12 protein-coding genes are annotated in these 15,112 nt (G+C 61.1%); 1 reads left to right on the top strand and 11 read right to left on the bottom strand.

What is annotated here, in order from left to right; translation table 11 throughout:
- Positions 1-82: 82 nt before the first annotated feature.
- The 4 genes from FHT84_RS15420 to FHT84_RS15405 form a co-directional block, all read right to left on the bottom strand.
- Positions 83-781, bottom strand: a complete 699-nt coding sequence (locus tag FHT84_RS15420; RefSeq protein WP_113250699.1) for a phosphatidylserine decarboxylase — start codon at positions 779-781, stop codon at positions 83-85.
- Between the two features lie 360 nt (positions 782-1,141).
- Entirely contained in the window at positions 1,142-1,840 is a 699-nt protein-coding gene (locus FHT84_RS15415; RefSeq protein ID WP_113250698.1) for a phosphatase PAP2 family protein, read from the bottom strand.
- A gap of 130 nt (positions 1,841-1,970) precedes the next feature.
- Positions 1,971-3,857 (bottom strand): ABC transporter ATP-binding protein/permease, encoded by a 1,887-nt coding sequence (locus tag FHT84_RS15410; RefSeq protein WP_113250697.1) that lies wholly within the window; start codon positions 3,855-3,857, stop codon positions 1,971-1,973.
- Positions 3,858-4,063: 206 nt separating this feature from the next.
- The gene (locus tag FHT84_RS15405; protein ID WP_113250766.1) at positions 4,064-6,115 is read right to left on the bottom strand and encodes a LysM peptidoglycan-binding domain-containing protein; all 2,052 of its coding nucleotides are present in this window, start codon (positions 6,113-6,115) and stop codon (positions 4,064-4,066) included.
- Between the two features lie 155 nt (positions 6,116-6,270).
- On the opposite strand from FHT84_RS15405, the gene FHT84_RS15400 reads away from it, so the two are divergent.
- Positions 6,271-6,894: a TIGR00730 family Rossman fold protein gene (locus tag FHT84_RS15400; RefSeq protein ID WP_112342716.1), complete on the top strand. Its 624-nt coding sequence runs from the start codon at positions 6,271-6,273 to the stop codon at positions 6,892-6,894.
- A 28-nt stretch (positions 6,895-6,922) separates the two neighbouring features.
- Here the strand turns inward: FHT84_RS15400 and rarD are convergent, their stop codons facing one another.
- From rarD to purF, 7 genes are all read right to left on the bottom strand, one after another.
- Positions 6,923-7,834: an EamA family transporter RarD gene (gene rarD / locus FHT84_RS15395; RefSeq protein WP_183763148.1), complete on the bottom strand. Its 912-nt coding sequence runs from the start codon at positions 7,832-7,834 to the stop codon at positions 6,923-6,925.
- A 108-nt stretch (positions 7,835-7,942) separates the two neighbouring features.
- Entirely contained in the window at positions 7,943-9,559 is a 1,617-nt protein-coding gene (gene cimA, locus FHT84_RS15390; RefSeq protein ID WP_113250695.1) for a citramalate synthase, read from the bottom strand.
- Positions 9,560-9,604: 45 nt separating this feature from the next.
- Entirely contained in the window at positions 9,605-10,564 is a 960-nt protein-coding gene (gene pip, locus FHT84_RS15385; protein ID WP_113250694.1) for a prolyl aminopeptidase, read from the bottom strand.
- A complete protein-coding gene (locus FHT84_RS15380; RefSeq protein ID WP_112342720.1) occupies positions 10,561-11,037 on the bottom strand; it encodes a GFA family protein in 477 nt (158 codons plus the stop codon). Before FHT84_RS15380 ends, pip begins: the two co-directional genes overlap by 4 nt.
- A gap of 127 nt (positions 11,038-11,164) precedes the next feature.
- A complete protein-coding gene (gene cysS, locus FHT84_RS15375) occupies positions 11,165-12,556 on the bottom strand; it encodes a cysteine--tRNA ligase (RefSeq protein ID WP_169644849.1) in 1,392 nt (463 codons plus the stop codon).
- Between the two features lie 223 nt (positions 12,557-12,779).
- Entirely contained in the window at positions 12,780-13,520 is a 741-nt protein-coding gene (locus FHT84_RS15370; RefSeq protein ID WP_183763151.1) for an SDR family NAD(P)-dependent oxidoreductase, read from the bottom strand.
- A gap of 61 nt (positions 13,521-13,581) precedes the next feature.
- Positions 13,582-15,066 carry an amidophosphoribosyltransferase gene (gene purF, locus FHT84_RS15365; RefSeq protein ID WP_112342722.1) on the bottom strand — a complete coding sequence of 495 codons (1,485 nt, stop codon included), beginning with the start codon at positions 15,064-15,066 and terminating at the stop codon, positions 13,582-13,584.
- Between the last annotated feature and the right edge of the window lie 46 nt (positions 15,067-15,112).

Here is a 15,112-nt window from a genome sequence, read left to right as displayed (position 1 = left end):
AAGCAGGGTTGCGTCTGGAATTGCATGAAAACAATGATATGGGGCATTTCCGTAGCTTGTTAACGCGGAAATGCTCCAGGGTTCAGCTGCGGCGGCTAAGGGTTGCGCCCTTTGCCGAGCCGAATTCGGCGATAACGGTTTCGCCGGCGATTGCCCGCTGGCCGACGGCGACACGCGCCGAAGCGCCTTCGGGCAGAAAGATATCGAGGCGGGAGCCGAAGCGGATGAGGCCGATGCGCTCGCCGGCATCCAGCGGTTCGTTCGGATTGACGAAGCAAAGGATGCGGCGGGCGACGAGGCCGGCGATCTGCACGACCCCGATCTGGCCATGCTTGGTCTCGATGACGAGACCGTTGCGCTCGTTCTGTTCGCTGGCCTTGTCGAGTTCGGCATTGAGGAAACTGCCCTGGCGATAGGCGATGCTGGTGATGCGGCCGCGCATTGGCGAACGGTTCACATGGCAGTCGAAGACGTTCATGAAGATCGAGATGCGCAGCATCGGCTGGGTGCCGAGATCGAGTTCCGCCGGCGGCGTCACCATCTGCACGCCGGAGACCTTCCCGTCAGCCGGCGAGATTGCGAGGTCGTCGTCCTGCGGCGTCATGCGTTCGGGGTCGCGGAAGAAGTAGGCGCACCAGAGCGTGAGGATCAGGCCGATCCAGAAGAGCGGCTTGAAGATCCAGCCGAGCACGAGCGACGCGACGAAGAAACCTGCAACGAAGGGATAGCCTTCCTTGTGTACCGGAACGATGACGTTGCGTACGCTGTTCAATAAGCTCATCTATGGCCTACTCCGTTAGGGCACCCTCACCGAAAACCGGGTCGCGGTCGCGGGAGGAGATCATGCCGGTCAAAAGAATGCGAATAAGATACGCAGTCTTGCTCTGATTACCAGTCGAGCGTGACTACAGGCAAACGCTGTCATGGGCAATGCTCTCGCACGTTCCCCCCAGCGCAATCCGCGTTGCGCCAAGATGCCAACGATCCCCTGACTTGAAAAGAGTTACCTATGAGAACTCGCATCAGATGCAATGAAACGCCGTCGAGGACGGCGGCGGCCTTTCATTTCGGAGTTGCCAGGCAACAAAAGATCGAGCGGTTCAGAGCTTCCGTTGGAAAGCTGAGCCGCTCCAAGCCTAAATCAGAGGCCGAGGGCGGTGCGCAGCTCTGCCTTGGCAGCCTCGTATTCGCCCTTGTAGTCGTCATGCGTCATGATGGTTTCTGCGATGACCGTGCCCGCAATGTGGGCGGCTTCGATGTCGGAGGCGTAATGGATGCCGCCGACGATGCGGTTATGGCCATATTCCCAGGCGCGGCTCATGATGACGGCGCGCTTTTCCGGCACCATGTTCGACAGCACGATGCCCATCAGCGTGCCGAGCGTGGCGTGGCCGGATGGATAGGAGCCGGACTTGGAGAGCGGCACGATCGGCTTGACCAGGTCGCTGTAGAGATGCGGGCGCGGACGTTTCCAGACATTCTTGGCCGGATCAACGACAGCGCCCTCGGTCTCGACGATGCGATCGAAGAAGGCGGAAAACTTCGGCAGGTTTTCCTTGGTGAACTTCGGATTGTCGATGGCATCGGAAAAGCGCCAGACATTCTCTTCCGCGTCGGCCACGGCGCGAGCCGCCATTTCCGGCGTGCGGGTCACCTGGATCGTCAGGATTTCGCCGAGCTCTGCCTTCATCTGCGCGGAATCATTGGCGGGCGGCGGCGGCAACAGATCGAGGAGATTGATCTCCTTGGCATCGGTGAACGGCTTGGCATCTTCGGCAAACACCGGCGAGGCAAGGCCGACGACGAACAATATGCTTAAAGCTTTGGCAATAGTACGCATTTTGGGGGCTCCGTTGAAAGGACCCTCGTACCTAGCAAGCTGCCATCTCAGCCTCGTGACAACGATCCGTGCATAACTCACCGGGTCGTTCCCTGCCGGAGCCGCTTGTTGCGGCTTTTGTGCGGCTGGCTCAGCTTGCGGGCGCCAGCCGGTCGACCACGCCGAGATCGTCGTTTTCGCGCACCTGCTTCAGATGTTCTTCGGCCTGTGTTGCCTCGCGCTGTCGGTTCCACATGGAGGCATATAGCCCATTCTGCGCCAGAAGATCCGCATGTGTGCCGCGCTCGGCGATCACACCGCTTTTCAGCACGATGATCTCGTCCGCGCCGATTACCGTCGAAAGGCGGTGCGCGATGACCAATGTCGTGCGGTTCTTCGAAACGACGTCGAGGGCGGCCTGTATTTCGCGCTCGGTCGTCGTGTCGAGCGCCGAGGTCGCCTCGTCGAGGATCAGGACCGGCGGCGCCTTGAGAATGGTGCGGGCGATCGCGACACGCTGCTTCTCGCCGCCCGACAATTTGAGGCCGCGTTCCCCGACCTTGGTCTCGAAGCCTTCGGGCAGATTGCGGATGAATTCGCCGATCTGGGCGATCTCGGCCGCTCCGGTCACTTCCGCCTCGCTCGCGCCCGGCCGGCCGTAACGGATGTTGTAGGCGATGGTGTCGTTGAAGAGCACGGTATCCTGCGGCACCATGCCGATGACCTTGCGCAGGCTTTTCTGCGTCACGGTGCGCAGGTCCTGACCATCGATCGTGATGGAGCCGCTCTGCACATCGTAGAAACGATAGAGGAGGCGCGACAGCGTCGATTTTCCGGCACCCGAAGGCCCGACGACGGCGACGGTCTTGCCGGCGGGCACCTCGAAGGAAATACCCTTCAGGATCGGCCTTGCGGGATCATAGGCAAAATGCACGTCCTTGAACGAGATCGCGCCGTGGCCGATCACGAGTTCCGTGGCGCCGGCTGTATCGACCACTTCGGGCCTGACTTCGAGCAGATCGAACATTTCCTCGATGTCGGTCAGGCCCTGGCGTATCTCGCGATAGACGAAGCCGATGAAATTCAGCGGCACCGAGAGCTGCAGCAGCATCGCATTGATGAAGACGAAGTCGCCGACCGTCTGGTGGCCATTCAGAACCGACCAGCCGGAAATGACCAACATGACCGTCGTGCCGAGGCCGAAGATCACGCCCTGGCCGAAGTTCAGCCAGCCGAGCGATGTCCAGACGCTGGTGGCGGCCTTCTCGTAGCGCGCCATCGACTGGTCGAAGCGCCTGGCCTCCATCTCCTCGTTGCCGAAATATTTGACGGTTTCGAAGTTGAGGAGCGAATCGATCGCCTTCGTATTGGCGTCCGTGTCGCTGTCGTTCATCGTCCGGCGGATGGAGATGCGCCAGTCGCTCGCCCTGACGGTGAACCAGATGTAGAGCCAGACTGTCACCGCCGTCACGGCGAGATAGGAGAAGCCGTAGCCGCGCCAGAAGATGATGGCGGTCAGCAGGAACTCGATGAAGGTCGGGAACGTGTTGAGGATGGTGAAGCGCACAATGGTCTCGATGCCCTTTGTGCCGCGTTCGATGATGCGAGAGAGGCCGCCGGTCTTTCGCTCCAGATGGAAGCGCAGCGACAGTTCGTGCATGTGTACGAACGTCTTGTAGGCGAGTTGGCGCACCGCATACTGGCCGACGCTCGCAAACAGCGCATCGCGGAGCTGGTTCAGGCCGAGCTGGATCAGGCGCGTCAGATTGGTGGCGACGATCAACGCGATGGCGCCGACCATGAAGGCCGGCAGGATGCCCTGCATGTCGAGCTTGCCGTTCAGCGCATCGACGGACCATTTGAAGAAATAGGGGACCAGCAGGAGGAAGAATTTGGAAGCCAGCAGGAAGACCGTTGCCCAGACGACGCGCATTTTCAGGTCCATGCGCCCGGTCGGCCACATATAGGGCCAGAGATTGACGATCGTGTTCATCGGATTGCTGGAATCCGCCGATATTGTTTTGTTGCGGTCAGCCATGCCCGTCTCCGGCGAATGATTGGCACAGCCTGGCGTGGCAACCATTGCACGGCTGGCTGTGAAACCTTCGCATGCGGGACAGACCGTTCGGCGAAGGCGATGAAGGTCGCGCGACGCTTACACTATTTTTATGACGCATAAAAGCAATGACCAGACGCTGAGGCGCCTGGCCATTGTTGATGGTGCCAATGGTGGGAGTTTCCGCCCTAGAGATGTTCGCCGGACAGCCGCTTGCGGTGAAGTTCTTCGGCATTCGGCAGCGCATCCTTCGGCAGGCCAAAGACCTGACCTGGAAGGATCCGGTCCGGATTGTTGATCTTGTCCTCGTTGGCCAGATAGATGGTCGTATAGCGCACGCCGGCACCATAGGTACGGCGGGAAATCTGCCAGAGCGTATCGCCACGGCGAATGATGACGGCATTGGCGTCTTGCGAAAGCGGTGCCTGCTCCAGCGTTTTCGGGCCGCCGTCGCTGGAGGAAACCTCCACGTTCGGCTGCGCTGGTGGCGTTTGAACGGGAGCGGTAACCGCTGCGACAAGTTGTTCGAGGCCCGGCAGCGCCGCGCCGACCGATTTCGCATCCTTCGGCAGGAGCTCCAATGCGCCCAGCGCCTTGGCCGCAGCTCTCGCCGCGTCGGCCGCGGCCTTCTTCAGGTCCGCAGTGGCATTGATGGACGGACGAAATTCCGAAAGCGATTTCAGGGCGATTTCCGTGCCGGAGCGAGCTGCAGCGAGCTGTTCCACATTTGGCTGCTTGCCGTCGGCAAACAGGCTCTTGAGCAGTGCGAAGGCTTTGCCGGCGCCTTCCTTGAGCTTGGCGAGCTCGCCTTCGTCGAGCGGCACCATGCTCGTGGCCGATGCTTGTCCCGGACCACTGGCGGCAGGCGGCGTCTGAGCCGCCACCGTTACCTGATTGCCCTCCGGCCGCGTGAAGTTGACGTTGGTGCGAACAGTGACCTTGCCTGCTCCGTCGAGCACGTCGACGCGGATCTTGTGGTCGCCGACGGCAAGCGGCATTGGTCCGTCGACGACGAAATGGCCATCCGCTTCCGCAACGTTCTCGCCGATGAGCTTGTCGTCGGCATAGGCGCGCACCTTGGAATTCGGCTTCGCGCTGCCGGCAACGAAGATATGGTCGTTTTCGATTTCGACGGCGTTGACCACGACCTCCGGACCTGCACCCGTCTTCGCAGTCGTGCCGGCTGCGGGGTTGGCGGATGCGACAACCGCGCCGTCCTGCTGCTGCGGCTTGGCATCCGTTGCCGTCGCAGCACCGTCCGTTGCCTTGGTCTGCGGTTGTGCAGCCGTCGCATTCTGATCGGCTGATGCCACGCGGCCTTGCTTGACCGAGGGGGCGGTGATGATGCGGCTTGCGGCGCCCGGCTTGGAGACCATTGCGAGAAGCTGCGTCGAATCGTCCTTCGGCACGGAGACGGTGGCGACTTCCTCTGAGGTGGCAACCTTGCCGTCCTTGCCCGTCGCCCGCAGCATCAGCTCATGATCGCCGGGCGGCAGCGGGTTGTCGAGGACGGCGGCAAAGTCGCCGCTCGGGCCGACATTGGTCGTGGTGACCACTTTATCCCCATCGACGATCTCCAGTTTCGCGTTCGGCTCGGCCGAGCCGGCAATGACTGTGGAGCCATCCGGCTCGACACGCAGCACGTCGAATGACGGTACCCGAGATTTTGCAGCAGCGTCTGTCCCAGGTGCCGCAGCTCCAGGTGCTGCCTGGCCGGTCAGTGCCGCCATTGCCTTGTCGATCGCGCTGCCGGCTTCCGCGGCGTTTTCCGGGAGAGATTGGGTGATGACGAGCGCCTTGGCCGCCCCGTCCTGTACCTTCTTGACGAGCCCCGTCGTTGTCGCGTCGATGCCTTGCGGAAGGGAGAAGCCGACGATCGACTGCAGCGCCGTGATCGCCTTCGTCTTTGCAGCGGCAAAGACGTCCTGAGCCGGGCTGGCGCCATCCTTGAACAATGCCTTGAGATCCGTAAGCGAGGCCGTGGCAGCCCCCGTCAACTCGGTCAGCTTCTTCACAAGATCGGCGGTGTTGATGGCGCCCGATGCGGCATTCTGCGTGGCCTCACCGGCCTTCTGCGCGTTTTCCTCGATCGTATTCTTCACTGCGTCGCCTGCCTGATTGACGGCGCTGCCGATTGGATTCTTGTCGCCGTTGATGCGTGGCATCACAAAAAAGACCATCAGCAGGGTCGCAATTGCCAACACCAACAGAGCCAGCCAACCGGCACGGTTCTTCATCATCATTCATCTCCACGCGGCGAAGTCGTCGCAACTCCTGAAATTGCTAGCGATTTCGCCTGCTTTTACAAGCTTTCTCAGCCATTTTCGCATGTTCCGACACAAGTTTTCCTTTGAAAAATCTTGACTGCGCATCTGCAGCATAGTTCTTTGCATCCATGACCGACGATTCCACGCCAATTCGAACCATTTGCGTCTATTGTGGCTCGCAGCCGGGACGCGATCCTTCCTACATGGCTGCCGGCCGCGAACTCGGCAAAAGCATTGCCGAAAACGGCTTGCGCCTGATCTATGGTGGCGGAACGAAGGGCATCATGGGCGCTGTCGCAAGCGGCGTGCTATCGCACGGCGGTCAAGTCACCGGCATCATTCCGGAATTTCTGGTCGACATGGAAGCGACGCGCCATTCGCTCGGTCAGCTCGACGAACTCATCATAACCCCTGATATGCACGCGCGCAAACATGGCATGTTCGAGCGCGCCGACGCTTTCGTGGCGCTGCCCGGCGGCATTGGCACTTTGGAAGAGATTGTGGAGATCATGACCTGGGGTCAGCTCGGTCGTCACGAAAAGCCGATGGTTTTCGCCAATATCAACGGCTTCTGGGATCCGATGATGGAACTCATCCGCCATATGATGGAAGAGGGCTTCATCCATACCGCCCACCGCGTCCAGCCGCTGGTCATCGACAAGATCGCCGATATCATCCCGGCCATCCGCAAGCACGCCGCCGAGACGCATGGCGACCGCGGCGGCGAAGAAGCCGTCATTTCCAAGCTTTGACTAAGGATCTGCTAACCAGGCTTGCTGGTTAGCGCTCCCTGCTCTGACGCAGCATCGACCAGCTGTAGAGCACGAGACCGGCCCAGATCAGCGAGAATGCGATGAGCTGTGGCGTGTCGAACGGCTCCTTGAACAAAAAGACGGCGATCAGGAAGACCATTGTCGGTGCGATATACTGCATGATGCCGATGGTCGACATTCTAAGAAGCTTTGCACCGTTGGCGAAGATCATCAGCGGCAGCGCCGTTACCAGCCCGCAGCCGAGCAGAAGTCCAGTATCGGAAAGACCGGTCTGGTAGAAATGGCCTTCGCCGCGCGCCTCCAGATAGAGGATGTAAAGCGCTGCCGGAATGCAGAGCAGCAGCACCTCGATGAAGAAGCCCTGATTGGCGCCAACGGGCAGCGTCTTGCGGAAAAAGGCATAGAAGCCCCAGGTCAAGGTCAGCGTCAGCGCCACCCAGGGTACGGTGCCGGCCTTCACCGTCAGGATGATGACCGCAATGGCCGCAAGGCAGATGGCGACGACCTGCGTCGGCGCCAGTTTTTCCTTAAGCAGGATGGCGCCGAGCGCGATGCTGAATAGCGGGTTGATGAAGTAACCGAGGGCGGCATCGAGCGAATGGCCGGCGCCGATGGCCCACACATAGGTTCCCCAGTTGATGGTGACGAGCGCTGCGGTCAGTGACGCCATGGCGATCGTCCGCCGATTGCGAAACGCCACCTTGATGTCGCCCAGGCGGCCAAGCGCCAGCAGCACGATACCGGCGACGGGAACCGACCAGACAATGCGATGGGCGATAACCTCGAAGGCCGAGATATGCGCGAGCGCCTTCATATAGAGCGGCAGAATGCCCCAGAAGAGATAGGCAGTCAGCGCGAAGCCGAAGCCCCGGATAGCATCGCTGTTCTTGATTTCCGGTTGGACCGCGTCGGTGGCCATGAATTTTCCCGTCATTCTCTGTTATTTGAGACGGGATTACTCCAATGCATGCGGCATGGCTAATTCATTTCATTGACGGCATCGTCAAGCTTTTTGATGGGCGGCGGATTACTCCGCCGCTATCTTGCCAGCCATATGCCGGTTCTTCATCAGCTTGTAGATGACGGAATCCATGAGTGCCTGGAACGACGCGTCGATGATGTTTTCGGACACGCCGACCGTCCACCAGCGTACGCCGTCGCTATCCATGGATTCGATCAGAACGCGGGTGATGGCCTCCGTACCTCCATTGAGGATGCGCACCTTGAAGTCGGCCAGTTCCAGATCGTCGATCTCATGCTGGTATTTGCCGAAATTCTTGCGCAGAGCCAGGTCGAGCGCATTGACCGGGCCATCTCCTTCGGCGACCGACATGATGATTTCGCCGTCGATGATGATCTTCACCACCGCTTCCGAGACGATCTTTACCCGGCCGTGGGAATCAAAGCGGCGCTCGACCATGACGCGGAAACCGTCGATCGCGAAGAATTCCGGAGTGGTGCCGAGCGTGCGGCGTGCCAGCAGCTCGAAGCTCGCATCCGCGCCTTCGTAAGCATAGCCCGTCGCTTCGCGCTCCTTGACGATCTGGATCAGCTGGTCGAGCTTCGGGTCGTCCTTGCCGACCTCGATGCCGCGCCGCTTCAGGGCGTTGATGAAGTTCGACTTCCCGCCCTGATCGGACACCATGACCTTGCGGAAATTGCCGACGCTTTCCGGGGGCACGTGCTCGTAGGTGCGCGGATCCTTCAGCAGCGCCGAGGCGTGAATACCCGCTTTGGTCGCGAAGGCGGAGGCGCCGACATAGGGCGCCTGATGGTCCGGGGAGCGATTGAGCAGTTCGTCGAAAGCGTGCGAAAGGCGGGTCAGCCCGACGAGCCGCTCCGCATCGATCGTGGTTTCGAAACGCTCGCTATAGGCTCTCTTCAGCGCCAGTGTCGGGATCAGCGTGATCAGGTTGGCGTTGCCGCAGCGCTCGCCGATGCCGTTCAGTGTGCCCTGGATCTGGCGCACACCCGCTTCGACTGCGGCAAGCGAATTGGCAACCGCTTGGCCGGTGTCGTTATGGGCATGGATGCCAAGACAGTGCCCGGGGACGCCGCAGGCGATGACGGCCTCGACGATGGCACGGATCTCCGGCGGCTGCGTGCCGCCATTGGTGTCGCAGAGCACGACCCAGCGCGCTCCGGCGTCATAGGCCGTCTTCGCGCAGGCGAGCGCGTAGGTCGGATTGGCCTTGTAACCGTCGAAGAAGTGCTCGCAATCAACCAGCGCTTCCTTACCGACGCCGATGGCCGCCTTGACGCTTTCGGCGATGCTTTCGAGATTCTCCTCGTTCGTGCAGCCGAGTGCCACCTTGACGTGATAGTCCCAGCTCTTGGCCACGAAGCAGATCGCGTCGGATTTCGCCTGCAGCAGGCTCGCAATGCCGGGATCGTTGGAGGCGGAAATGCCGGCGCGCTTGGTCATGCCGAAGGCGACAAAGGAGGCGGAATTCGTGCGCTTCTCACTGAAGAAAGCCGTATCGGTCGGGTTGGCGCCGGGATAGCCGCCCTCGACATAGTCCAGGCCGAACTCATCCAGCATGGTCGCAATGGCAATCTTGTCCTCGACCGAGAAATCGATGCCGGGGGTCTGCTGCCCGTCACGGAGCGTCGTGTCGAAGAGATAGATTTTTTCGCGTGTCATACTGTTTCCTCCGGCGAACCGGTTATTGATACTGGGGTGCCCGGCCTATGCTTTGCCTGCAAACTTATCCGTGGCGCGGATGAGCTGATCCAGAATGCCAGGCTCAGACGAAGCATGGCCGGCACCCTCGATCAGGTGAAATTCCGCTTTCGGCCAGGCCTTGTGCAGCGCCCAGGCATAGCGTGCCGGGCAGGGCATGTCGTAGCGGCCGTGGACGATGACCCCGGGAATGTCTTTCAGTTTGTAGGCGTCGCGCAGCAGCTGGCCTTCCTCGAGCCAGCCGGCATTGACGAAGAAATGGTTCTCGATGCGGGCGAAGGCATGCGCATATTCCGCATCCTTGAACTGGGCGCTGACGGCAGGCTCCGGCAGAAGCGTGATCGTCTCGCCTTCCCAGATCGACCATGCCTTGGCGGCCTCCAGGCGGGCGGCCTTATCGGGATGCGTCAGCAGCCGATGGTAGGCCGCCATCATCTCATGGCGCTCTTCCGGCGGGATAGGGGCGATGAAGCGCTCCCATTTGTCAGGGAACATCTCAGAGACGCCGAACTGATAATACCAGTCGAGCTCGGCTCTCGTCAGCGTATAGATGCCGCGCACAACCAGTTCGGAAACCCGCTCCGGATGCGTTTCGGAATAGGCGAGCGCCAGCGTGGAGCCCCAGGAGCCGCCGAAAACCAGCCACTTTTCCACACCGGCCATTTTGCGCAGTCGTTCGATATCGTCAACCAGGTGCCAGGTCGTATTGGCTTCCAGGCCGGCATGCGGCGTCGAGCGCCCGCAGCCGCGCTGGTCGAACAGGGTCACATCGTAAAGCGCCGGATCGAACACGCGGCGGTGGCTCGGCGAGATGCCGCCGCCCGGGCCACCATGCAGGAAGACGGCAGGCTTGGCGCCTGGCGTTCCCACGCGCTCCCAATAGATCACGTGACCGTCTCCGACATCGAGATGGCCGGAAGCATAGGGTTCGATTTCCGGATAAAGCGTGCGCAGTATCTCGGTCATATTTTCAGCCCCTCCGCCGGCCAGATATCGGTGTCGTGATCGGGATGCTGGAAGGAGATGATCTGTTCCTGCCGCGAATAGAAATCCGGATCCTGATGGATGGGCTTTTCGAAGATCGTCTCCACCCAGGGCAAGCGATAGGCGTGGTTGACCTGGATCTGCGGAGCGAGATCGTCGCGCTCGTCGAAGGCGCCGATGGCTATTTCGAGGCCGCCCGGATGACGGTAGGTCAACGGCGTGCCGCAGTTCTTGCAGAAACCGCGGTCGATATTGACGGAGGACTGAAAATAGGTCGGTTCACCGCGCGTCCATTCCAAGCCGTCTTCAGGTGCGGTAACGAGCGCGGAGAAGAAATTGCCGAACTGCTTCTGGCACATGCGGCAATGGCAGATCGAGGGGCGGCCGAGCTGGCCGCGAATGCGAAACCGCACGGCACCGCATTGGCATCCTCCGCTTCTGGTTGCTTCAGTCATGACGCTTCTCCTGTGGCCAGCTCGAGGTATCGTGATCGGGATGCTGGTGGCTGGATAGCCGGATCGACACGGCACGATCTGCTGCGGATCTTCGGTGGCACTGGAGTATGCGTGGGGGTAACCAGACTCACCGCTTGATCTCCCAGCTTGTGGTCCGCTCGCCTGTCACCGCATCCTTGCCGTCCTTGAGCTGGATGCCCATGGCCGTCAGCTCCTCGCGAAGCTTGTCGGCCTCGGCGAAGTTCTTCGCCTTCAGCAGCTCCAGACGCTGGCGCACCTTGGCATCGATCTCCGCGACCACGGCTTCGTCAATCTCCGTCTTCTTCGGCAGCAGGCCGAGAAGACCGGCGCTGGCCGCGAACACCGGCAGGAGGTTGGCGTCGGCATTGGCGGCCTGTGCCAGGGCATGCAGCGCCTGAATGGCGGCGACGGTGTTGAGATCGTCGCCGAGAGCGGCAAGGACCGTCTGATCCGGCGCGGCACCGCTGGCATCCCCCGTTGGCCATTTGGCGATCAGCCGTTCGGCTTCCTCGAGGCGCTTGACGGAAAAGTCGATCGGCTCGCGATAATGCGTCATCAGCATGGCAAGCCTGAGGACCTCGCCCGGCCATGTCCGGCCGCCGAGCTTGTCCGTCTGCAGCAGCTCGTGGATGGTGACGAAATTGCCTTCCGATTTCGACATCTTGCGGCCTTCGACCTGCACGAAGCCGTTATGCATCCAGACATTCGCCATGGCATGCGTGCCGTGCGCGCAACGCGATTGCGCGATTTCGTTCTCATGATGCGGGAAAATCAGATCGAGACCGCCACCGTGAATGTCGAAGACATCGCCGAGATAGCGCCCGCTCATGGCCGAGCACTCGATATGCCAGCCCGGACGGCCGCGGCCCCAGGGGCTTTCCCAGCCTGGCTCGTTCTCGTCCGACAACTTCCACAGCACGAAATCGCCGGGGCTCTTCTTGTGTTCGTCCACGGCGACGCGGGCGCCTGCCTGCTGTTCGTCGAGATTGCGCTTCGAGAGCTGACCGTAATCGGCCATCGACTTGGTATCGAACAGCACTTCACCGGCTGCCCGATATGCATGCCCCTTGGCGATCAGGGTCTCGATGATCGTAATCATCTCAGCGATATTGTCGGTCGCACGCGGCTGCGCGGTCGGCTCCATGCAGCCGAGTGCCTTCGTATCCTCGCGATACTGCCGCTCGGTCTTCTCCGTGACAAGGCGGATCGCCTCGTTCAGCGGCAGGCCGGGATGATCGCGTAGCGCACGCGCGTTGATCTTGTCGTCGACGTCGGTAATGTTGCGGACATAGGTGACGTGGCTCTCGCCGTAGACGTGCCGCAGCAGCCGGAACAGCACATCGAACACGATCGCCGGGCGGGCATTGCCGATATGGGCGAAATCATAGACCGTGGGGCCGCAGACATACATGCGAACATTGCCGCGATCGATCGGCTGGAAATCGACCTTTTCGCGCGTCAGCGTGTTGTAGAACTTCAATTGCGGCTCGGCGGCCATATCACTCTCCCAAGGCATAAATCCGAAAAAATACCGTCACCGGCAGGCCGGACGTTTGTCATCTTGGATTTTGGGAGACGAAAACGGCCAGGCCAGCGAAGCGCTAGCGAATAATCTTCCGGCAGATAATGCAGATAACCGTTTTCATGGGCGACTTTATCGCGCGCCGGAAGAATTTGGTCAAGTGGGAACACTTCCTCTCCGGTATCGGAGGGCGGTGTTTTTATTCCGGCATCCGGTAGTCGACGAGCTTGTTCTTGCGCACGATGAAGAGCTTGCCGGTCTCGGTGACGTCGGGGCCGGTGAGCGGCAGGATCGCCTGGGCGACGTCGCGGGGATGCGGCAGCGTATCCGGATCTTCGCCTGGCATGGCCTGAGCGCGCATGGCGGTGCGGGTGGCGCCCGGATCGACACTGGTGATGCGTAGCGGCGTGCTCTGCGTTTCACCTGCCCAGGTTCGCGCCAGAGCCTCGACGGCAGCCTTTGATGCGGAATAAGGGCCCCAGAAAGGCCGGCAGCGATGGGCGGCAGCCGATGACAGGATGACCGCGCGTCCGGCATCGGAACGCATCAGCAGCGGCTCGACCGAGCGGATCAGCCGCCAGGTGGCGGTGACGTTGATGGTCATCACCTTCTCGAATACCTTGGCTTCGACATGGCCGATCGGCGAGATCACGCCGAGGACGCCAGCATTGGCGACGAGAATATCGAGTTTGCCCCAGCGCTCGTAGATCGAAGCGCCGAGCGCGTCGATGGCATTCATGTCTGCAAGGTCGAAAGGAACGAGAGTTGCCGAGCCGCCGGCAGCCTTGATGGCGTCGTCGAGCTCCTCAAGGCCCCCGACCGTGCGGGCGCAGGCGATCACATGCGCGCCGGCCTTGGCCAGCTCCAATGCGGTGAAATAGCCGATGCCGCGCGATGCGCCTGTCACGACCGCGATCTTGTCCTTGAGATTGACGCTCATTCTGTCCTGATCCGAATGCATGGAAGAGAAAAGGGGCAAAATGCCCCTGTCAATCCTTGGCTCAGCCGTTGCTGGCGAGAACGGAAAGCTTGCGCACGTTGCTGGTGCTTTCCTTGTCGAGCAGGCGGGTCGGATAATCGCCTGTGAAATAATGGTCGGTGAACTGCGGCTGCGCATTGTTGCGGGGCTCGCCGCCGACAGCCTGGTAAAGGCCGTCGATGGACAGGAACTCCAGCGAATCCGCGCCGATATACTCGCACATGGCCTTCAGGCTCGTGTACTGGTTTGCCAACAGCTTGTCGGCATCGGGCGTGTCGATACCGTAGAAATCCGGATGGAAGATCATCGGACTGGCGACGCGGATATGCACCTCGCTGGCGCCAGCATCGCGGATCATCTGCACGATCTTCACGGACGTCGTCCCGCGCACGATGGAATCGTCGATCAGCACGACGCGCTTGCCCTCGATGATGGCGCGGTTGGCGGAATGCTTGAGCTTGACGCCGAAGGCACGAATCTGCTGCGTGGGCTCGATGAAGGTGCGGCCGACATAATGGTTGCGGATGATGCCGAGCTCGAAGGGAATGCCGCTTGCCTGCGCATAGCCGATGGCGGCGGGCGTGCCGCCGTCCGGAACCGGCACGACCACATCGGCCGCGACAGGCGCTTCCCTGGCGAGATTGATGCCCATGTTCTTGCGGGCGACATAGACGTTACGGCCGCCGACAACGGAATCGGGACGGGCGAAATAGACGTATTCGAACAGGCAAAGACGCTCGGGGCGGGAAACTTCCGGCTTGCGGGCGTCGATGGTGATCGAACCATCAGGCTGAATCTCGCAGATGATGACTTCGCCGTTTTCGACGTCGCGGACGTATTTCGCGCCGATGATGTCGAGCGCACAGGTTTCCGAGCAGAAGATCGGCTTGCCGTCGAGTTCGCCCATGACCAGCGGCCGGATGCCGATGGGGTCTCGGGCGGCGATCAGCTTCGTGCGCGTCATGGCGAGCATCGAATAGCCGCCTTCCATCTGCCTGATGGCATCGATGAAGCGGTCGGAGGAGGAGGCTTGCTTGGAGCGGGCGATGAGATGCAGCACGACTTCGGTATCCGAAGTCGACTGACAGATGGCGCCATCGGCGATCAGCTGCCGGCGCATAGTCAGGCCGTTGGTGAAATTGCCGTTGTGGGCAATCGCGATGCCGCCGACTTCCAGCTCGGCAAACAGCGGCTGGACATTGCGCAGGATCGTTTCGCCGGTGGTCGAATAGCGTACATGGCCGATCGAGCGGTCGCCGGGTAGCCGCGCGAGCGTGGCAGGGTCGGTATAGTGGTCGCCGACCAGACCCATCCGCCGTTCCGAATGGAAGCGCTGGCCATCGAAGGAGACGATGCCGGCCGCTTCCTGGCCGCGATGCTGCAGGGCGTGCAGGCCGAGCGCCGTCAGCGTCGCCGCATCCGGATGTCCCAGAATGCCGAAGACACCGCATTCTTCATGCAGCGTATCGCCGTCGATATCGTCCTCGATGGAAACGGAATGGTTCATGGCTGCGGGCCTTTGCTCTCAACGTGGACGGATCGGGGCGGCGTCA

This window comes from Rhizobium sp. BK289, from assembly GCF_014193575.1.
In the GTDB taxonomy this organism is placed as follows: Bacteria; Pseudomonadota; Alphaproteobacteria; order Rhizobiales; family Rhizobiaceae; genus Rhizobium; species Rhizobium tropici_C.
This window is presented reverse-complemented; position numbering and strand designations above follow the sequence as displayed.